The following is a 19,812-nucleotide window of genomic DNA, read 5'->3' on the forward strand; positions in this document are numbered from 1 at the left end:
CGTCAGTCCTCGCCGGTCAGCGCGGCCAGGTCCGCGTCGACCATGATCCGGACCAGCTCGGGCACGTGGACCTGGGCTTTCCAGCCGAGCTCGGTGTTGGCTTTGGACGCGTCGCCGATGAGCGAGTCGACCTCAGTCGGCCGCTCGTACCGCGCGTCGTGATCGACGTACTTCTCCCAATCCATCCCGGCATGGTCGAACGCCAGCGAGACGAAGTCCTTGACCGAGTACGACGTCCCGGTCGCGATCACGTAATCCGCCGGGGTGTCATGCTGCAGCATCCGCCACATGCCCTCGACGTACTCCGGCGCGTAACCCCAGTCGCGGCAGGCGTCCAGGTTCCCCAGGTACAGCCGGTCCTGCAGGCCGAGCTTGATCGCGGCGACCGCGCGGGTGATCTTCCGCGTCACGAACGTCTCGCCGCGGCGCGGGCTCTCGTGGTTGAACAGGATCCCGTTCACCGCGAACATGTCGTACGCCTCGCGATAGTTCCGGGTCATCCAGTAGCCGTAGAGCTTCGCCGCACCGTACGGCGATCGCGGGTAGAACGGGGTCTCCTCGTTCTGCGGCGGTGGCGTCGCGCCGTACATCTCCGAAGAGCTGGCCTGGTAGAACCTGCAGTCCAGCCCGATCATCCTGATTGCCTCGAGCAACCGCGTCGTACCCATCCCGGTGGTGTCGCCGGTGTACTCCGGCTCATCGAAGGACACCCGCACATGGCTTTGCGCGGCCAGGTGATAGACCTCGGCCGGCTGGATCGACGCCAGCAGCGTGACCAGTCGGGATCCGTCGGTCAGGTCGCCGTAGTGCAGGAACAACCGCTTGTCCGGCTCGTGCGGATCCTCGTACAGATGGTCGATCCGCTTCGTGTTGAACGTGCTGGCCCGGCGGATGAGGCCGTGCACCTCGTAGCCTTTGGCCAGCAGGAGTTCGGCCAGGTACGAACCGTCCTGGCCGGTGATTCCGGTGACGAACGCCTTCTTCATGTGGCCTGCTCCAAATACCAGGCGTACGTGGCGGCGACACCGTCTTCGAGGGAAACGGACGGCTTCCACCCCAGCGCGGTCAGCCGGCTCACGTCGAGCAGCTTGCGCGGGGTGCCGTCCGGCCTGGACAAATCGTTGCTGATGGCACCTTCATACCCGACGACGCGCGCGACCAGCTCGGCCAGCTCGCGGATCGTCACGTCCTCACCGACCCCGATGTTGATCGGCTCCGGCTCGTCGTAGTGCTCGAGCAGATGCAGACACGCGTCGGCCAGGTCGTCCACATGCAGGAACTCACGCCGCGGCGTACCGCTCCCCCACAACACCACCTCATCGGCCCCGGAGACCTTTGCGTCGTGGAACCGCCGGATCAGCGCGGGCAAGACATGCGACGAAGTCAGGTCGAAGTTGTCGTTAGGCCCGTACAAGTTGGTCGGCATCGCCGAGATCCAGCGCAGCCCGTACTGACGCCGTACCGCCTGGACCTGCATGATCCCGGCGATCTTCGCGATCGCGTACGCGTCGTTGGTCGGCTCCAGCTCGCCGGTCAGCAGGCTCGACTCGCGGATCGGCTGCTCGGCGTACTTCGGGTAGATGCACGACGACCCGAGGAACAGCAGCCGCGGCGTCCGGACCTCCAGCGCGGCATCCATCAGGTTCACCTGGATGCGCAGGTTGTCGCTGAGGAACTCGGTCGGGTGATCCCGGTTGGCGAGGATGCCGCCGACCCGCGCGGCCGCGTCGATCACCACGGCCGGGCGATGCTCGGCGAGGAACGCGAAAGTCGCTGACCGGTCGCGCAAGTCCAGCTCGGCCGACGAGGCCCCGATCAGCTGAGTGAAGCCGACCGCCTCCAACCGTCTCCAGATGGCCGAGCCGACCAGCCCGCGGTGGCCCGCGACGTAGACCGGTGCTTTCAGGTCCATCAGTAGGCTCCAGCACCGTAGAACACCGCACGCGCGGTCTTCCAGAGGATCAGCAGATCCAGCGTCATCGACCAGTTGTCGACGTACCGAAGATCCAGCCGGACGGACTCGTCCCAGGACAGGTCGCTGCGGCCGCTCACCTGCCACAGCCCGGTGATGCCTGGCTTGACCAGCATTCGCCGGGAGTCGTCGGCGGCGTACAGGGCGACCTCTTCGGACAGCGGCGGCCGCGGGCCGACCAGGGACATATCGCCGCGCAGCACGTTGAACAGCTGCGGCAGCTCGTCGAGGGAGAAGCGCCGGATCCAGCGGCCGAGCGGCGTCATCCGCGGGTCGTCGCGCATCTTGAAGATGACGCCGTTGCCGTCGCTCAGCGCGTACAGATCACCGAGTCGCTGCTCGGCATCGGCGTACATGCTGCGGAACTTCAGCATGGTGAACTCGACACCGCCCCGGCCGACCCGGCGCTGGCGGAACAGCACGGGCCCGGGGCTCGACACTGCCACTGCCACCGCGAGACCGATCAGCAGCGGGGCGAGCAGGACGATCATGCCGAGCGCGAGGACACGGTCGAAGACGGCCTTGATCAGGTGCGGGCCGCCGCTGACGGAGGGCCGCTCCAAGTGCAGCAGGGACAGGCCGGCGACCGGGCGGACGGAGATCCGCGGTCCGGCGACCTCGATGATGCCGGGCGACACGATCAGCTCGATACCGCGCTGCTCCAGCGCCCAGGACAGCCGCCGCAGCGACTGCCCGGCCAGCTCGGGGTCGGTGGCGATCGCAACGACCTCGACGGCGTGCCGATCGGCCGCGGCCAGAATGTCCGGCTGATCCAGCTCTTCGGGCTGAATTGGCCCATTCGACCGGTCGTCCCCGCGCGGCCGGCAGGTGGCCACGACCCGGTATCCGTCCGTCGGCCGGCTCTCCAGGTGCTCACACAGCGTCGCGGCCGGGCCTCGATGCCCGACCACGAGAACCCGATGCATGCAGCGGCCGCGGACCCGATGCCGGTGCAGGTCCTTCCGCAGCGCATACCGCAGTACGAGCGCCGATCCGACCATCACCGGGATCGCCAGTACGACGAAGCCGCGCGCGATCTCGGTCTTGGTCACGTACGACGCCATCGCGACCGCGGCGGTGAGGCCGACACCGGACCTCAGCAGCGACCGGAACTCGTCCGGACCGGAGCCGAAGTACCTCGAGTCGTAACCCCTCGACAGCGAGACCGCGCAGATCCAGGCCAGCGGGAGCACACTGCTGACAATCAGGTAGCCGCTGCCGACGTTGTAGCCGAACCGGGTCAGCAGGGCGATGGAGACTCCGAGCATGGCGGCCAGCAGATCGCCGCCGACGGCGGCCCAGCGATAGACCCCGACCCAGCGCGGCTCGGTCGACCGCGACGAACGCGGGACGATCGCAGGCACCTCATGCGGCACCACCCAGAGCGGCCGGCGGCCGTCGACCGTATCCGGCGCCTCTGCTCCGCTCACACCAGCCCCTCGTCTCGCGCTGCGACCACGTGAGCACGGAACGTGCCCGCCGCAGTGTGCAGTCTGCCTGTCTTCACTGTCAAACGGGGATCGCCACGCCTGCGTCACGCGGTGGGAACGGCGAATTCACCGCCGGGCCCCACATCCCCAGAGTTCACTCGCTTGTTGGCGACAAGAAACCGCAGATTACTACGGGCAAGGGGGCGTCACGGCCGGCAACTGGAATGGTTGCCGAGATGTTGCGAGAGAACGGCCACCGGGTTGCCCGGCAGCCGTCCAGTCACCTCTTTCAGACGGGTGACTTCTCGGTGCGGATCACGGTCTCCTGGAGGAAGTTGAGCAGCCGCCGGCCGACCACCTGGGAGGAGAACTCGGTCCTGGCCCGGACTCTTGCTGCGGCTGCCATCGCCGCAAGCTGGGTGACGTCCTCCATGAGTTCGATCAAGACGCCGGCCGCCGCGTCCGGGTCGTCCAACGGCCAGAACTGTCCGTCCACTCCGGGACGCACGATCTCGGGCACTCCTCCGACCGCTCCAGCGAGGACCGGCAGTCCGGCGGCCATCGCCTCGAGCAGCGCGATCGGGAGGTTCTCCATCATCGAGGTATGGCAGTAGAGGCGGTGCCCCGCCATCAATGAGAGCGGGTCGGCCTGATAGCCCAGGAACCGGACCTGCTCGACCAGTCCGAGGTCACGGACCCGGGCCTGCAGCAGGCGCCGGTCCGGCCCGCTCCCGATGACGGACAGCGAGTACCTGTGCCCACGGCGCGCGGCGATGCTCAGGACCTCGAGCAGGTAGCCCTGGTTCTTGCGCGGTTCCAGCGCCCCCACCGTGATCAGATCGGCGGTGCCGCCGGTCGGTTCGGCCGCTGGTGCGGTCACAGGGTTCGGGACCACGGCGGTCGGCACGTGCTTGATCGCCGGGATCCGGTCCTCCAGCGCGGACCGCGCGAACTCGGAGACATAGACGATGCCGTCGAGCTTGGGAAGAACGATCTCCTCGAAGGAGCGGATCGAGCGGTACAGGCCGCCGTCCCCGGGGATCTCACCCTTCCCGGCCCATTCGTCGGCCTGCGACACATTGAGGTGCGCCACCATCACCACCGGCTGAGTGGTGCGGACCCGCAACGCGACGCCGGCAGAAATCGGGCACTGCGTGTAGATCACCGCGTCCGGACGGCTCTTCAGGTGCCTGTGCAACGCACTCTCGAGGTAGTGAGCGTGCCAGTGCTGGTGCCACCACACTCCGGCGGGCCGGTTGAACCGGCGGATGCCGACGCGGGCCGCGAACATCGGCCGGACGAACGGCGACCGGGCGGAGAACGGGCTCACGATGCTGACCGGCTCGGAAGCCGACCGCAGGTACTCGTCGACGGTGCGCACATGGCTCTGCAGCCCCGACGTCCCGTGTGGCTTCATCAATGTCGCGATGACGATCTCGGTCATGCCCCTACCTCCACAGCGAAGTGCTTGTGCTGAGCCCTCTGCACCTGGGTCCACCAGCTCAACCGCGTCGTGCTCATGCCGGTGCTCCGGTGCTGTCGATCTCGGTGGAGTCGCTGATCGCCTCGGTCGCCGCCCGGCGTTCCCGTTGCGCCATCACCAGCTGCCTCCACCAGATCCCGGCGCCGAGGATCGACGCGGCAGCCGTGCCCCAGACGGCGCCGCGGGCAGCCCAGGCGAGCGCCCCCAAGCCACCCAGGAACACAAACAGCAGAGTCACGGTCAGCTGGCACCGCATGGTCTTGTCGGCTCGGCCGAGGGCGCGCAGGCCCGCGGACGGACCGACATGCAGGCAGCCAGCCGCGGCGCTCACGATCACGCCAAGCACGAGCACCTGCGCGTCTGGCCAGACGCTGCCGAGGACGAGGTCGCCAATGCCGAGTGGGAGGAACACCAGGATCACCACGCCCCAGGCGAGCGCCATCGCGGACAGACCGCCGCTCAGTCCGGCGCACAGCCGCCATAGCGCCCGTCCACCACGTTCCAGCGCGCGGGCCGCTTCCGGTACGGCGACCTGCCCGATTCCCATCAGCAATGCGGCCACTGGTCCGATCAACATCTCCGCACCACGGATTGCACCGGCAGCGGCCAGTCCCCCGGTCGCCGCGACGATCAGGGTCCGGATCTGACCACCGGCACCGAGTACGACGTTCTCGACCAGGAATCGCGGCCCGAGGTCACTGTGCAGGCGCAACCAACCGATGGCACCCGCGGGTCGCGGCACCACCCCGGCCTGCCAGATCCCAAAAAGCCCCGCGATCGCTGCCGTACCGCCAAAGGTGAGCAGTGCCCGGGTGATGCCGAAGTCGAGGTACTGCCCGGCGAACAGGACGGCGATCATCAGCACCGTCCAGACACTGTCGTTCACAAAAGTCTTGGCCCCCTTGCCGGCCGCGAAGAAAGCTGATCGCCAGCTGTCCTGAAGCGTCAGACCGGGAAGAACAATGCCGAGGGCAACGAAGGCGGAGCCGGCCTCGGATCCGGCCGGCTGCGCCTTCAGCACGAACCCGACCAGCACGCAGATGGCTCCACCTGCCACTCCGATCAGGACGGCGACACCACTCGACGCTGCCACCGCACGGCGCCGGCTGTCCTCTTCCGCTGCGCTGTACCGAACCATCAGCGCATCGGTCGACAGTGCACGCGAGCAGTTGAGCACGATGGAGTAGGCCAGGAGTGCCACCCCGAGCGCACCCAGCCCGGTCGCCCCCAGCAACCGCGCGACGAACACGCCGAGCAAGAAGTTGCCCAGACTCGACACAGCCTGGTCGGCGATGCCCCAGCCAAGCCTCCCGGCGGTCTGACGCTTGCGCGCACGGGCGTGCAACCCGGTCACGGGACCCTCGAGGGTTCGAACAGTACAGCGGTCAGCTCGGCAAATTGTTCGCCCAGCCAAGCCCTGTTCGCCGCCTCCCGCTCGGTCAACGTGCGGATGATCCGATCCCGTTCCGTCGCCAACGCGGCAACCTGGCGCTCCAGCAGTTCGACGTCCAGATCGCGGATGTTCTGGACCCAGTCGCCGACTCCCATCTGGTTCATCAGCTCGACGTGCTTGCGCCCGTACCCGATCGCGACCGTGGGTTTGCCGAGCATCAGCGCCACCAGCACGGTGTGGAACCGGGTGCCGACGACTGAATCGACCGTACCGAGTTGCGCCATCAGCTCGTCGACCGTCGAGAACGGCTCGAACACCACCGGCAGCTCGCCTGGACCCGACCGGCGCGACCGCGCATCGGCGAGAATCTCCAGCGCGACGGGTTCATCGTTGGCGTCGCCGATGAGCAGCCGGACCTTGTGGCCCGCACCGGTCAACGAGCGGACGAACTGCGTCATCTTCTCGGTGTACTCGGCGAGAATCCGGTCGGCCCGGTGCCTGTCGGTCGGTGTGCCGCGGTACGCCATCACGCCCACCCCTACGACCCCGGTCGGACCCGGTCCGACGGGCGGAGTGGGAAGTGCGAACACGAGGTCCGGATAGACCTGGTCACCTTCATGTGCCATGCCCATCCGGCGAGCGGCGTCGAGTGATTGTTCGTCCCGGAACGACCGGTAGTACGCAAGACGGGCGGCCGTCGCGAGCATTCGGCCGGTCAGCCGCTGCCGGACGACGGTGGCGCCGACACTGACCAAGGCGACCTTCGTACCGAAGAGCTTCCCGGCCGCGGACAGCAGTAGCAGCGAGTACGGAAATTCCCACGGCCGCTGCGGGAGGTCCGACTCGAGGAGTCCCATCCCGGGCACGATCACGACGTCGTGCCGGCGCACCCAGGCGGCGGTCCGACCGGCGTCGACCAGCGCACCGAGGCCGATCCGCGCCATTGTCAGCCCGGCGTGCAGCAGCCGTGACCTCGAGCGCTTCGATGTGCGCAGCCAGCTCAGCCGGGTTGCCGGCAGGCCGAACCGCGCGGCCACGCGCTCAGGTTCAGAAAACAGCCCGTCGAGGACGGCGTCGGGTCGTTCCGCCTTCAGATATTGAAGAATGGCCTCCAGGCTTGCGTCGTTGCCGACGTTGCCCGAGCCGAAGCGCCCGAACAACCCGACCCGAACCTGGTCGTCGGTCCTGACCGGTCCGCTGGGGCGGGAAAGGAATCGGGCCACGTCAGCTCCCCTCCTGCCCGGCCACCATGGCCCGCACTGAAAGAACGGCGACCTCGCCGAAGCTCGCCGGCGCCGCCGGACCGGACCGTCCCGGCAGTCGCCGGGAGGCCCGGCTCGCGATCCAGCTGGCGATGTGGCGGTAGCACTCGCGGCGCTCCACGGGGGTGAGCGGTGCACGCCGAACCGCCGCGAACCAGCTCCAGACGTACTCGGCCACCAGCCGCGCGGCCGGATTCCGGCGCCGGTCGGCACGCTTGGGGTCGAGGTTCGCGCACGCAGTGTTGATGCTCGCGAGCGAGAGCCGCCGGGGGTGGTGCCGACGGAAGTAGAGCCACTCGGGGACCTGCAGGAACGGACCGAGCAACGCCAACTGGGCGGTGAACGTGTAGTCCGCGTGGTAAAAGCTGCCGTGCGGCTCGACGTTGCGCAGCGCCTCCGACCGGATGACGCCGTAGAAGTCGTCGGCGCGCAGCGCGCCGGGCAGGTCCCCGTCGAGGAGCATGCTCCGGAGCCGCTCGGGCGCGTGCGACGAGTCCGTCCTGAGCGGGTACTCCATCGCCTGGATAACGGTGCCGTCATCGTCGATCGCAGCGGTCCAGCAGTGTGCCAGCACCGCTTCCGGATGCTCGTCCAGCAGGGCGATGCACCGGCTGACCAGGTCGCGGGCGTACAGGTCGTCTGCCGAGACCCACTTGAAGAGCTCTCCGCGGCTCTGCCGGAACACGAAGTCGTGGTTCGGGGCGGCGCCGATGTTCCGCGGCTGCCGGAAGAACCGGATCCGCGAGTCGCGGGCCTGGTAGTCGCGGCAGATATCGTCGGTGGCATCCGTCGAAGCGTTGCTGGAGATGACCAACTCGAAATCCTGGTAGGTCTGACCGAGGACGGCATCGAGGGACTGGGCCAGGTAGTCCTCGCCGTTGTATACCGGCAGACCGATGCTGAGCCTGGGCTTGCCTGAAGGGTCACTGGTCATGTCGGACTCCCCACTGGGTCGACTGCGGTAGGACGGGCGGTCCGGTGCACCGGACCGAGGAATCGCGGAGAATTCGCGAATACGACGACCGGTACGGCGAGCAGGCCGCCGCCGACCACGTCGGTGAACCAATGCATGGTCAACACCAGGAGTGACAGCCCCATCGTCAGCTCGGCCACCACGATCAGCCACCACACCCACCGCGGCGGTTTCTCCCACAGCACGAGTGCCGCGCCGCCAAGCACGACGAGCAGGATGACCATGTGGCCGGACGGATAGGACCCGCTGAGCATGCCGACGTGGCCGTGCGGATCCGGCCGCTGCAGGATCGCCTTGCTGACCTGGGTGATCAGTACGGCGACCACCGCGAGCACCGCGACGTACACGACCGGACGCCGGCTCTTCCTACGGATCGCAGCGATGATCCCGGCCACCGCGAGCAGACCGAGCGCGAACGGTGGAGCGAGCCCGTCGGTCACTGGGCCCAAGATCACCTGCCACGGGTTGCCCCATACATCGTTGGGCCGGAAGACTTGACGCAGCCGGTCGTCCAGGCCCTGAGTCAGACCGGTCGCGACGATGGCGGCCAGCGCCAGAAAAGCCACCGTGCTGGCCACCGCCAGCAGGTGCGCCTTCGTGAACCTCTCGGTTGCCATTGCCACCTCTCAGAGGAATCCGCTGGAGACCCGTCGGACGTGACCACCGGTGCGAACACGCTGTGCCGCGCACTGCCATCCGCTCACACTGCGTTCCTCTGCACAGCGGGGAGATCCTGGAGCTTCCACAGAGTGAGCCGGCTGGGGTCGACGTCGCCGCCGTCCGGCAACGACTCGACCGGCTCGGGAAAGTTGAAAGGTGGGAGCCTGAAGTTCAATCGCCGCCAGTGCCCGCCGGTGAACTGGTTCCGGTTGCGGTCGACCTCTGGATAGCTACTGAGCAGCAGCCAGGTAGCGCCGCTGGCACGGAAGTTCTCCAGGATCAGGGCGGCGTCCTCGAACGAGACGTGCACAAGGCAGTCCCGGCACAAGATCACGTCGGCCCGCGGCAACGTGTCGCGAGTGAGGTCAGCGACGTCGAAGTTCCGGTGAGCGTCGCCGAATTGCCTCTGATTCTCAGAGATCACACTCGGCACGATGTCCACGCCGTAGTACTCCCGCACCGGGAGCTCCACGTGCCGCATCCAGTTCCAGTCGCCGCACGGCGCATCGAGCAACGAGTCTGCCCCGAGACGCCGCAGAAGCTCAGGCAGCGTTTCGCGCACGTCGGCGGTGGCGCGCAGGTCCGATCCGGTACCGGATCCCGACTCCGCACTGCCCCATGCGCCAGACTCGTAGACCTGCGTGAACACGGCCGCCCGTGACGTCACCCGCCAGCGCAGGCGGTGGAGCTGTCCCAGCCGAGCCATCGGGCCGCGCAAACGCCCGAGCACACTCCGCAGGCGCCACGGACGGCGGAAGATCGATGATATCGGTGTGCTCATCGTGATTTCCTTCCTAAATGAACCGGCGGAAGACCGGCTTGACGGGACGTCCGCCGATGAACTCATTCACGTCCGAGGCGTCGAGGGCCTTGCGGTACATCGTGCAGGCCTGTGCCACGACCTCGACGGTTCGGTCGATGTCTGCATCAGTGAGCGCGCTACTCACCACGAACGACGGGCCGATGACCCCGCCGAGGATCAGCTCGCGGAGGAAGAGCGTGCGGTACGGCTGGGACGGCGCGAAGTTCTCGTCCAGGGTCGCGAAGACCATGTTGCTGGGCCTGCCGCGGACGACGACGTGGTCCTCGACACCGGCAGCGGCAGCGACGTCGCGGACGCCGGCGGCGAGCCGCTCGCCCAGCTGATGCAGCCGGTCCGTGATGCCTTCTTCCTCGTAGATGTCCATCACCGCGATCGCCGCGGCGAGAGCGTGGGTCTCGGCACCATGCGTGGTGGAGAGCAGGAACACTCGCTCGCGGCTGTCCCGGAGTCCGCCGCGCTCCATCAGGTCGCGACGACCGGCCAGCGCCGAGACGGCGAAGCCGTTGCCGAGTGCCTTGCCGAAGGTCGAGAGGTCCGGCGTCACGCCGTACAGGCCCTGGGCGCCGGATGCGGACAAGCGGAAGCCGGTGATCATCTCGTCGAAGATCAGCAGCGCGCCGTACCGGTGCGCCAGGTCGCGGAGGCCTTCGAGGTAGCCCTCCGGTGGGTCGTACTGCGTCGCGGCCTCGAGGATCAGGCAGGCCACCTCGCCGTTGTAGCGGCAGAGCATCTCCTCCGTCGCGGCCAGGTCGCCGTACGGGAAGCCGACCGTCAGGTCGCCGATCTCGGCCGGGATGCCGGCATCCATCGGCGTACGGGCGATGAACCAGTCGTCGATGGAGAAGAACGCGTGGTCGGAGCAGATCGCCACCAGCGGGCGGCCGGTGACGGCGCGGGCCAGTTTCACGGCGGCGGTGGTCGCGTCCGAGCCGTTCTTGGCGAACTTCACCATCTCCGCGGTCGGCACCGACTCCAGGAACCGCTCGGCGGCCTCGAGCTCGACGATGCTCGGGCGGACGAAGTTGCTGCCGCGGTCGAGCTCACGCCGTACGGCCTCGATGACCTTGGGATGGGCGTGGCCGAGGCTGACCGCTCGGAGGCCCGAACCGTACTCGATGTACTCGTTGCCGTCGACATCCCAGACGTGCGCACCGAGGCCGTGCGAGATGACCGGCGCCATCTCGGCCGGGTACTGGTCCTCGCCTTTGGCGTAGGTGTGCGCGCCGCCCGGGACGACGTGGTGCAGCCGCTTGTTGGCATCGACGGAGTTGGCGAACGATTTGGTCATGAGAGCCTCGCAGCGGTCAGGGCGAGTGCCTGAGAAAGGGATGGTGCGGCCTTGTCCCGGTCGGACATCAGACTGACCGGCAGCGGCCACGGGATGCCGAGATCGGGGTCGTCGAACCGGATCGAGACGTCCTCGGACGGGTCGTGCGCGCGGTCGATCCGGTACGACACGTCGGCCGGATCGGTCAGCGCCTGGAAGCCGTGCGCACAGCCGGCCGGTACGTAGACCGTCACCTGGTTGTCGCCGGTGAGGTCGAAATACTCACGGTTCCGGTACGTCGGTGAGTCCGGCCGGAGGTCGACGACGACGTCGAACACCGCGCCGTACGAGCATCGCACCAGCTTCGCCTCGCCCGCACCGGACCGGACATGCATGCCGCGGACGACGCCCTGCCGGGAGCGGGAGATGCTGTCCTGGACGAACGCGTCCGGATCCAACCCCGCGCGCGCCACGATGTCACGGTCGAAGGTGCGGCTGAAGAAGCCGCGCTCGTCGACGTGCGGCGACGGCCGGAAGAGCAGCGCCCCGGCGATCCGTGGTACCTGGATGACCTCCATGGTCAGCCTCCCAGCTCGTGCGGCTCGGGCAGCGGGACGAGGTACGTCGCACCCCAGCCGCCACCGGCCTCGAGTTGCGAGATCACCTCGTCGGCGATGTCCCAGGTCAGCACCAGTACGACGTCCGGCTTCGCGGCCCGGAGTTCCTCGATCGGGCGGATCGGGACCATGCAGGCACCAGGGATGCGGCGACCGTGCTTGCCGGGCGCCATGTCCACCGTGAACGGGAGCAGGTCCGTACCGACCTTGCTGAGGTCCAGGAGCACCGGCGCCTTCGACGGAGCGCCGTACCCGAGCACCTTCCGGCCGGCGACCTTGTGACGGGTGAGCTCGTCGTGCAGCGCGCCGGCCGCATGCCAGGCAGCCTCTTGCAGGCTGGCCAGCTGGACCTCGTCGGCGATCCCCGCGGCGTCCTCGTCCTCGAGTACGACGTCGACCGAGGCGTCCGGCCGGGCGTCAGCGGTGTGCCGCAGCATCACCATCAGGCTGCCGCCGAACATCTGGACCTGCTTCACCGACTCGACGGTCAGGCCGTGCAGCGCGGCGACGTTCTGCAGCGCCCGCAGCGAGACGTAGGCCCAGTGGCCGTGCCGGATGGTGTCGAACTGGTTGCCGATGAACAACGGCAGCAGGTGGTGGAACTCCATCACCAGCAGGCCGCCAGGGGCGAGCCGTTCCGCCCGCAGCTTCAGCATCTCACCGTACTGGGCCTCGTGCACGATGCCGTGTACGTCGATCACCAGGTCGGCCTTCTCGCCGTCACCGGCCAGCCGGGACCCGGCCGCGTACAAGTGCTCGAGCCAGGAACCACCGTGGTGGCTGGCGAACTCGAAGGCCACACTGCCGTTCAGCTCCGGGTAGTCGCGCAGGATCTCCTTCACGGAGGTCTCCGCGTGCGCGATGCTCGTCGCGGACTCGACCGCCAGCGGCTCCTCGGGCAACTGCGCCTCGACCGGGCCGAGCTGGACCAGCGTGCAGTCGCGGCACAGCCACAACTCCAGCGGCCAGCGCGGGTCGGGACCCGGGGTGTCAGCCGGCGGGAAGTAGTCGGCACAGGGCTGCGCACCGATATCCACCACGGGTACGACGTTCTCCCCCGCGCACCCACGACACTTGAAACTCACTGCATCCCCCTCGAGGCTCACCATGTCAACGTCGCTTTGGCCGTGGTGAACGCCTCGGCGTACGGCGCCCGGCACTCCATCCCGCGCAACCGGGCCAGCCCGGCGAAGACCTCTTCGTCGAACCAGTCGTGCGGGACCTGGGACGGGTACGCCTTGTGCAGCCGGGTGATCTTGTCCCGCAGCTGCGCCTCGGTCAGGCCGACGTACAGCCACGGCCGGCTGATGTCGCCGTCCCACTTGGGGATCTCGTAGTGCAGCACCAGGTGGTTCCGCCACACGGTCGGCGCCAGCTTGGCGATCAGACGGTGGTCCTGGTGCGCGTCGGTGCGGCTCGGTGCCAGCACCAGGTCAGGCGTCCGGCTCCCCCGCGCCGTTGCCTCGAGCAACTCTTTGGTCTCGTTCCAGAACGACGGCAGCCGGCCGTCCGGGAGCTCGGCGGACGTGATCGTCACCGCGCACCCGGGCAGGAACAGCTCGGCGCCGCGCCGGGCCTCCTCGAGCCGCTCCGGCGACCCGGTCGCGATGACGAACTCGGCAGTCAGCTCCGGCACCGACTCGGCCAGCTTCAGCAGCGTGCCGCCGCAACCGATCTCGATGTCGTCCGGATGCGCGCCCAGGGCAACCAAATGCACCGGACGGTTCTGCAGACCGAGCTGGAACGGCAGCATCAGATCGCCACCACCATGGGGCTGTCGTCGCCCACATCGTCGGACGGCAACGCCTTGTCGAACACCTGGCCCACCTGCTCACGGGCCTCGTGGCTCCACAGGGCCCACGGCTTCTTGCCGGACCGGTACAGCTCCTCGAGCTGGCTGCGCTCCTTGAGGGTGTCCATCGGCGCCCAGAACCCGTGGTGCGGGATCGCCTCGAGCCTGCGCATCGCGGCCAGCCGCGGGAACGCGTCGCCGACCAGATCCTCGTCCTCGTGCAGGACGTCGAAGATCTCCTTCTTGATCACGAAGTAGCCGCCGTTGATCCACACGTTCAGGTCGGCGGCCGACCGCAACCCGCTGACCCGGGCGTCGGTGCCGAACTCGACCACGTGGAAGGACGCCTGCGGCGGCACCGCGAGCAGGCTGGCGGTGATGTCACTGGTCATCACGTGGTCGACGATCTTGTCCATCGGCGCATCGGTCAGTACGTCGCCGTAGTTGGCCAGGAACGCGTCGTCGTCCTCCAGGTACGGCCGGACCCGCCGGAGCCGCTCACCGATCGAGGTGTCGATCCCGGTGTCGACGAAGGTGATCTTCCACTCGCTGATGTCGGAGTCGAGCAGCTCGATCCGCTGCCCGCCCTTGGTCATCACGAAGTCGTTCGAGACGGTCTCGTCGTACCGCAGGAAGTACTCCTTGACCGCGGATCCACCGTATCCGAGGCACAGGATGAACTCGGTGTGGCCGAAGTGCGCGTAGTACCGCATCACGTGCCACAGGACCGGCCGGTCGCCGATCGTCATCATCGGTTTCGGTGCGGAGTCCACGCCGCTGCGCATCCGCAGCCCGAACCCCCCACAGAAGATCACGACCTTCATCTGACTTCCCTTCCCCCCAAAACCTTCAGATCACTTCGAGGCGCGGGATGGGTACGACGAACTTCGCGCCCCACTCCCGTGCGTAGCCGAGCTGGTGCACGATCTCCTCGCGCAGGTTCCACGGCAGGATCACGATGTAGTCCGGGCGCACCTCGGCGAGGTGCTCCGGCGCGTGGATCGGGATGTGCGTGCCGGGCAGGAACATCCCGTGCTTGTGCGGGCTGCGGTCGACCGTGAACGGCAGCAGGTCCTCGCGGATGCCGCAGTGGTTCAACAGCGTGTTGCCCTTGCCCGGTGCGCCGTACCCGGCGACCGACTTGCCCTCGCGCTGCGCCTGGATCAAGAACTCGAGCAGCTCGGACTTGATCGTGAAGACCTCGCCGGCGAAGCCGAGGTGGCCCTCGACCGTGTGCAGGCCGGCGTCCTGCTCGTCCTGCAGGACCTTGACGACGAGCTCCGACGGCTCCCCCGCGGTCTCGACCGGGGTCGAGAACACCCGCAGGGAGCCACCGTGGCTGGCCAGTTCCTGGACGTCGACCACCTTCAGGCCCGCCTTCTGCAGCGCGAGCGCGGCGGTCTTGAGCGTCAGGTACTGGTAGTGCTCGTGGTAGATCGTGTCGTACTGACGCCGCTCGATCAGCCGGAGCAGGTGCGGGAACTCCAGCGACACCAGGCCGTCGTCCTTGACCAGCGCGCGCAGGCCCTTGGCGAAGTCGACGATGTCGGGCACGTGCGCGAACACGTTGTTGCCGACGACAAGGTCCGCCTGGCCGTGCCGCGACGCCGCGTCCTTGCCGGTCTCCTCGCCGAGGAAGTAGCTCTCGGTCCGGATGCCCTTCTCGTTGGCGATCTCGGCGATGTTGCCGGCCGGCTCGATGCCTAGCACCGGGATGCCGAGGGCAACGGCGTGCTGCAGCAGGTAGCCGTCGTTGCTGGCCGCCTCGACGATGAGACTCCCGGCGCCGAGGTCGAGGCGCTCCTGCATGTCGACCACGAACCGGCGGGCGTGCTCCACCCAGCTGGTCGAGTACGACGAGAAGTACAGGTAGTCGCTGAACACGTCGTCGGCCGCGACGTACGCCGGCAGCTGGACCAGCAGGCAGTTGTCGCAGATCCGGACGTTCAGCGGGTAGAAGGTCTCACCGCTGTCGAGCTGGTCGGCCCGCAGGTAGCTCTCGCACGGCGGCGACATGCCCAGGTCGACGAACGTCCGCGTCAGCGTCTCGCCACACAGGCGGCAGGCGACGGATTCCCCCATCAGTGCTTCTCCTCGAAAAGTGCGTCCCCGGGACCCGGGAACTGGTCTTCGGTCTGGCGGCGCAGCTGGTCGTCGACCAGGCCCGCCGCGAGCAGCTGCTCGATCCGGCGCAGCCGGACGAACTGCGCGGAGTTGAAGTCGTCCAGCGTCAGGCCGTGCCGCTCGTACGCGGCGGCGAGCTCGTCGACGCCCTTCCGCACCGTCCACTCCAGGGTCAGGTCGGGGAAGGTCTCGTTGAGCTTGCTGAAGTCGACCTTGTAGTTGCGCAGATCCGGGCCGGCGCCGTCGGCGATCGACAGGGTCGAGCCGGGTACGGCGTCCTTGACCATCTCGGCGATGTCGCGGACCTGGACCACGTCCTCGGACCGGCCGACGTTGAACGCCTCGTCGTGGATCACCTCACGTGGCGACTCGAGCACCTTCAGGAACGTCCGGCTGATGTCCTCGATGTGCACCAGCGGCCGCCACGGGGTGCCGTCGCTCTCCAGCCGGACCTGGCCGGTCGTCATCGCGATCGCGGTCAGATTGTTGACCACGATGTCCAGCCGGAGCCGGGTGGAAGCACCGTACGCGGTGGCGTTACGCAGGTAGGTCGGGCTGAAATTGTCGTCGGCGAGCTTGGACAGCTCCTTCTCCGCCAGCGCCTTGGTCTCGCCGTACGGCGTGACCGGGAACATGTCGGCGTCTTCACCGACCGCTTCGGAGCCGGCGGCGCCGTACAGGCTGCAGGAGGAGGCGAACAGGAACCGCTCGACACCGGCGTCCTTGGCCGCCTGGGCGACCCGGAGCGTGCCGTCGAGATTGACCGAGTACGTCGCGTCCTTGTTCAGGTGGCCGAGTGGGTCGTTCGACAGCGCGGCCAGGCAGACGACGGCGTCGTACCCCTCCAGCTCCGCCGGCCCGACGTCGCGCATGTCCCGCGGCCGCCGGCTCCCGATCGGATCCGGCCCACCAAGCAGGTCACACCCCTCGTACAGCCCGGTGTCCAGCCCGTCGACCTGATGCCCCGCATCGCGCAGGAACGGCACCATGACCGCCCCGATGTACCCGCGATCCCCGGTGACCAGAACCCTCATCCGCCCACTCCCCAACCCTCGGCTCTGTCGTTTCGCTACAACAGATCACCGAGCCGGCGCCCTGATACATGCAGAACGGATACAGCTCTCCCGATGAAGTGAAAGGTGCAGATCGACAGGGCGTATACGCCCACTACCGGCGACCGCGCGCCTGAGCACACCGCGAATCCGGCTCGATTGCTGGATACATCCTGTCGAACTGCACCAGATGCCGGCGCACGAGCTCCACGGCAGCACCCGGATCCGGTCACCCGAGGGCGGGTCGTAGAGGGCTTCCATGAGCACTCCGGTGTCTGGGGTGTCCAACACGTTCCGTGAGCCGGGATACTTTCCGGATTTTCGCGGCGCGTGTATCAGCGGGCCGATGTCGCTGCTCTCATGAACGCTGCCGCACGCGGGACATCCCTGCGTCATGAGCCTGTGGGGGGCGTTATGAAGGTTGCCGTATTCGGCTTGGGCTACGTGGGGTCGGTGACGGCCGCGTGCCTCGCCGCCAACGGCCACGACGTCTGGGGGGTCGATGTCGACACAGCGAAGGTCGATCCGATCACTCAGGGACACAGCCCGGTGGTCGAACCCGGCCTGGACGAACTGGTCGCCGCCGGTGTCGCCGCCGGCAAGTTGCACGCGACCACCGATCCGCGACTCGCTCTGGACCGCGCGGACGTCTCCCTGATCTGTGTGGGGACACCGTCGACCGCCAGTGGCAGTACCGATCTCACCTACATCCGCCGGGCCGTCCGCGACATCGCGGAGGCGGCGGGCGTCGTTGTACCGCCGGACTCGGGCTTCCACAGCATCGTGGTCCGCAGCACGGTCCCACCGGGGACCGTCGACGGCGTCGTCGAGCACGTCCTGGCCGAGGTACCGGCCACGGACGGTTTCACCTTCGGTACGGCGATGTGCCCGGAGTTCCTGCGGGAGGGGTCCGGCCTGGCCGACTTCTACGACCCGCCGTTCGTCGTGGTCGGCACGCGGAACGCGAAGGTCGGTACCGCTCTGACCGATCTCTTCGGGTTCCTGGGTACCGAGGTCCAGGTGGTCGACGTCCGTACGGCGGAAGCGCTCAAGTACGCCTGCAACGCGTTCCACGCCACGAAAGTGTCGTTCGCGAACGAGATGGGGCGGATCTTTCGCTACTACGGGGTCGACTCCCGTGAGGTCATGCGGCTGTTCGTCCAGGACACCAGCCTCAACATTTCGCCGTACTACCTGCGGCCGGGCTTCGCATTCGGCGGCTCGTGCCTGCCGAAGGACCTGCGCTCGGTGCTCCACCTCGCCCGGGTCAACAACACCGACCTGCCGCTCCTGGCCGGCACGCTCGCGACCAACGAGCTGACCGTCCGCGACGTGGTCGACCGGGTGGTGGCCGGGCCGGGTCGCGAGGTCGCCCTGCTGGGCCTGAGCTTCAAGCACGCGACCGACGACCTGCGCGAGAGCCCGAGTGTCGAGCTGGCCGAGCGGCTGATCGGCAAGGGCTACCACCTGCGCATCTACGACGCGATCGTGAACCCGAGCCGCCTGGTCGGCGCGAACCTGCGGCACGTCAAGTCCAAGCTGCCGCACCTGCAGCGGGTGCTGACCGACGACCCGGCCGAGGCGCTTCGTGGTGCCGACGTGGCGCTGGTCTCGGCCACCGACACCGCCGCGATCGGTGCCCTGCTCGGCAACCCGCCGGCCCGCACCATCGACCTCAGCGGCCGGCTGGGTGCGAACGTCGAGGCGCTGCCCGGATACGAAGGAGTCGGCTGGTGAGCGCTCCGCGCGTTCTGATCATCATCCAGAATCTCTGGGTGCCGTTCGACCGCCGGGTCTGGCTGGAGTGCCAGGCCCTGGTGGCGTCCGGGTACGACGTGACCGTCGTGTGCCCGAAGGGCCCGGGCGATCCGTCGTACCAGGTCATCGACGGAGTGACGGTGCATCAGTACAAGGCCTATGCGCCTGGCGGCAGCAAGATCAGCTTCATCGCGGAGTACGCGTACTCGTTCCTGATGACGCTGCGGCTGGTGCTGCGGGCCCGCAAGGCCGGCACGTTCGACGTCCTGCAGGCCTGCAACCCGCCGGACATCTTCTGGCCGATCGCGATGCTGCTGCGCCGGCTCGACCGGACCAGGTTCGTGTTCGACCACCACGACCTGTGCCCGGAGCTGTTCCAGTCCCGGTTCGGCGGTACGACGAGCCTGCCGTACAAGGGACTGCGGTTCCTGGAGCGGATGACGCATCGCAAGGCCGATCACGTCATCTCGACGAACGATTCCTACCGGCGGATCGCGATCACCCGCAGTGGGAAGGCGAACCACGATGTGACCGTGGTTCGCACCGGGCCCGACCCGGAACGGTTGCGCCGCGGCGGAGCGGACGAGTCGCTCCGCCGCGGGCACCGCTATCTGGTCACCTACATCGGCGTGATGGGACCGCAGGACGGGGTCGACATCGTGGTCCGCGCGGCGGATCACATTGTCAACAATCTCGGCCGCACCGACATCGCGTTCACGCTGATGGGTGGCGGTGACTCCTTCGACGAGGTGGTCGCGCTGCGGGACGAGCTGGGTCTCGGCGACCACGTCGAGTTCACCGGCCGGGTGCCCGACGAGACGGTCCGGGCAGTGATGTCGACCGCCGATCTCGGGCTGTCGCCGGATCCGAAGAATCCGCTCAACGACGTCTCCACGATGAACAAGACGATGGAGTACATGGCCTTCGAGCTCCCGGTCGTCGCCTTCGACCTGATCGAGACCAAGGTGTCGGCCGAGGATGCCGCCGTGTACGTGGAGCCCAACGACGTGGCGCTGTACGGGCAGGCGATCGTCGACCTGCTCGACGACGAGGTCAAGCGCCGCCGGATGGCACGGCTGGGGCGCGAACGGGTCGAGCAGGTGCTCGCCTGGAAACACCAGCAGAAGGCCTACCTCGGGGTGTACGACGGATTGACCGGTCACGTCAGCGAAGTCAGCCACATCACCCGGGCCACGGGGTCCTGAC

At 67.9% G+C, this 19,812-nt stretch carries 18 protein-coding genes; 2 read left to right on the forward strand and 16 right to left on the reverse strand.

Going from position 1 to position 19,812, the window contains the following annotated elements; translation table 11 throughout:
- Positions 1 to 2: 2 nt before the first annotated feature.
- The 16 genes from gmd to EV646_RS05285 all read right to left on the reverse strand — a co-directional run bounded on the left by gmd (position 3) and on the right by EV646_RS05285 (position 16,830).
- Complete coding sequence (gene gmd / locus EV646_RS05210) at positions 3 to 986, reverse strand: GDP-mannose 4,6-dehydratase (protein ID WP_132144360.1); 984 nt, start codon at positions 984 to 986, stop codon at positions 3 to 5.
- Positions 983 to 1,912, reverse strand: coding sequence for a GDP-L-fucose synthase family protein (locus EV646_RS05215; protein WP_132144362.1), 930 nt, complete (start codon positions 1,910 to 1,912; stop codon positions 983 to 985). The genes gmd and EV646_RS05215 overlap by 4 nt, the downstream gene beginning before the upstream one ends.
- Positions 1,912 to 3,402, reverse strand: coding sequence for a sugar transferase (locus EV646_RS05220; RefSeq protein WP_132144364.1), 1,491 nt, complete (start codon positions 3,400 to 3,402; stop codon positions 1,912 to 1,914). The genes EV646_RS05215 and EV646_RS05220 overlap by 1 nt, the downstream gene beginning before the upstream one ends.
- Before the next feature lie 289 nt (positions 3,403 to 3,691).
- Positions 3,692 to 4,846, reverse strand: coding sequence for a glycosyltransferase family 4 protein (locus tag EV646_RS05225; RefSeq protein ID WP_132144366.1), 1,155 nt, complete (start codon positions 4,844 to 4,846; stop codon positions 3,692 to 3,694).
- Between the two features lie 73 nt (positions 4,847 to 4,919).
- Positions 4,920 to 6,239: an MATE family efflux transporter gene (locus EV646_RS05230; RefSeq protein WP_132144368.1), complete on the reverse strand. Its 1,320-nt coding sequence runs from the start codon at positions 6,237 to 6,239 to the stop codon at positions 4,920 to 4,922.
- Entirely contained in the window at positions 6,236 to 7,501 is a 1,266-nt protein-coding gene (locus tag EV646_RS05235; protein ID WP_132144370.1) for a polysaccharide pyruvyl transferase family protein, read from the reverse strand. Before EV646_RS05235 ends, EV646_RS05230 begins: the two co-directional genes overlap by 4 nt.
- A gap of 1 nt (position 7,502) precedes the next feature.
- A complete protein-coding gene (locus EV646_RS05240; protein ID WP_132144372.1) occupies positions 7,503 to 8,474 on the reverse strand; it encodes a glycosyltransferase family 2 protein in 972 nt (323 codons plus the stop codon).
- Positions 8,471 to 9,130 carry a phosphatase PAP2 family protein gene (locus EV646_RS05245; protein WP_132144374.1) on the reverse strand — a complete coding sequence of 220 codons (660 nt, stop codon included), beginning with the start codon at positions 9,128 to 9,130 and terminating at the stop codon, positions 8,471 to 8,473. Before EV646_RS05245 ends, EV646_RS05240 begins: the two co-directional genes overlap by 4 nt.
- Before the next feature lie 83 nt (positions 9,131 to 9,213).
- Positions 9,214 to 9,954, reverse strand: a complete 741-nt coding sequence (locus EV646_RS05250) for a class I SAM-dependent methyltransferase (RefSeq protein WP_199236785.1) — start codon at positions 9,952 to 9,954, stop codon at positions 9,214 to 9,216.
- 13 nt (positions 9,955 to 9,967) lie between these two features.
- Complete coding sequence (locus tag EV646_RS05255; protein WP_132144376.1) at positions 9,968 to 11,284, reverse strand: glutamate-1-semialdehyde 2,1-aminomutase; 1,317 nt, start codon at positions 11,282 to 11,284, stop codon at positions 9,968 to 9,970.
- The gene (locus EV646_RS05260; RefSeq protein ID WP_132144378.1) at positions 11,281 to 11,841 is read right to left on the reverse strand and encodes a dTDP-4-dehydrorhamnose 3,5-epimerase family protein; all 561 of its coding nucleotides are present in this window, start codon (positions 11,839 to 11,841) and stop codon (positions 11,281 to 11,283) included. Before EV646_RS05260 ends, EV646_RS05255 begins: the two co-directional genes overlap by 4 nt.
- Positions 11,842 to 11,843: 2 nt before the next feature.
- The gene (locus EV646_RS05265; RefSeq protein ID WP_158290899.1) at positions 11,844 to 12,965 is read right to left on the reverse strand and encodes a methyltransferase C-terminal domain-containing protein; all 1,122 of its coding nucleotides are present in this window, start codon (positions 12,963 to 12,965) and stop codon (positions 11,844 to 11,846) included.
- A 17-nt stretch (positions 12,966 to 12,982) separates the two neighbouring features.
- Complete coding sequence (locus EV646_RS05270; RefSeq protein WP_132144382.1) at positions 12,983 to 13,633, reverse strand: PIG-L deacetylase family protein; 651 nt, start codon at positions 13,631 to 13,633, stop codon at positions 12,983 to 12,985.
- On the reverse strand, positions 13,633 to 14,496 hold the full coding sequence (locus EV646_RS05275; RefSeq protein WP_199236786.1) for a glycosyltransferase family protein: 864 nt from the start codon (positions 14,494 to 14,496) through the stop codon (positions 13,633 to 13,635). Before EV646_RS05275 ends, EV646_RS05270 begins: the two co-directional genes overlap by 1 nt.
- Before the next feature lie 25 nt (positions 14,497 to 14,521).
- Positions 14,522 to 15,754 (reverse strand): class I SAM-dependent methyltransferase, encoded by a 1,233-nt coding sequence (locus EV646_RS05280; RefSeq protein WP_199236787.1) that lies wholly within the window; start codon positions 15,752 to 15,754, stop codon positions 14,522 to 14,524.
- Positions 15,754 to 16,830 (reverse strand): NAD-dependent epimerase/dehydratase family protein, encoded by a 1,077-nt coding sequence (locus EV646_RS05285; RefSeq protein WP_132144384.1) that lies wholly within the window; start codon positions 16,828 to 16,830, stop codon positions 15,754 to 15,756. Before EV646_RS05285 ends, EV646_RS05280 begins: the two co-directional genes overlap by 1 nt.
- A 432-nt stretch (positions 16,831 to 17,262) precedes the next feature.
- Here EV646_RS05285 and EV646_RS05290 point away from each other — a divergent pair, with 432 nt between their 5' ends.
- Both EV646_RS05290 and EV646_RS05295 read left to right on the forward strand, forming a co-directional pair.
- On the forward strand, positions 17,263 to 18,585 hold the full coding sequence (locus EV646_RS05290) for a UDP-glucose dehydrogenase family protein (RefSeq protein ID WP_132144386.1): 1,323 nt from the start codon (positions 17,263 to 17,265) through the stop codon (positions 18,583 to 18,585).
- Positions 18,582 to 19,811, forward strand: coding sequence for a glycosyltransferase family 4 protein (locus EV646_RS05295; RefSeq protein ID WP_206752034.1), 1,230 nt, complete (start codon positions 18,582 to 18,584; stop codon positions 19,809 to 19,811). The genes EV646_RS05290 and EV646_RS05295 overlap by 4 nt, the downstream gene beginning before the upstream one ends.
- Position 19,812: the final 1 nt, after the last annotated feature.

This window comes from Kribbella antiqua, from assembly GCF_004345665.1.
GTDB classification, from domain to species: Bacteria; Actinomycetota; Actinomycetes; order Propionibacteriales; family Kribbellaceae; genus Kribbella; species Kribbella antiqua.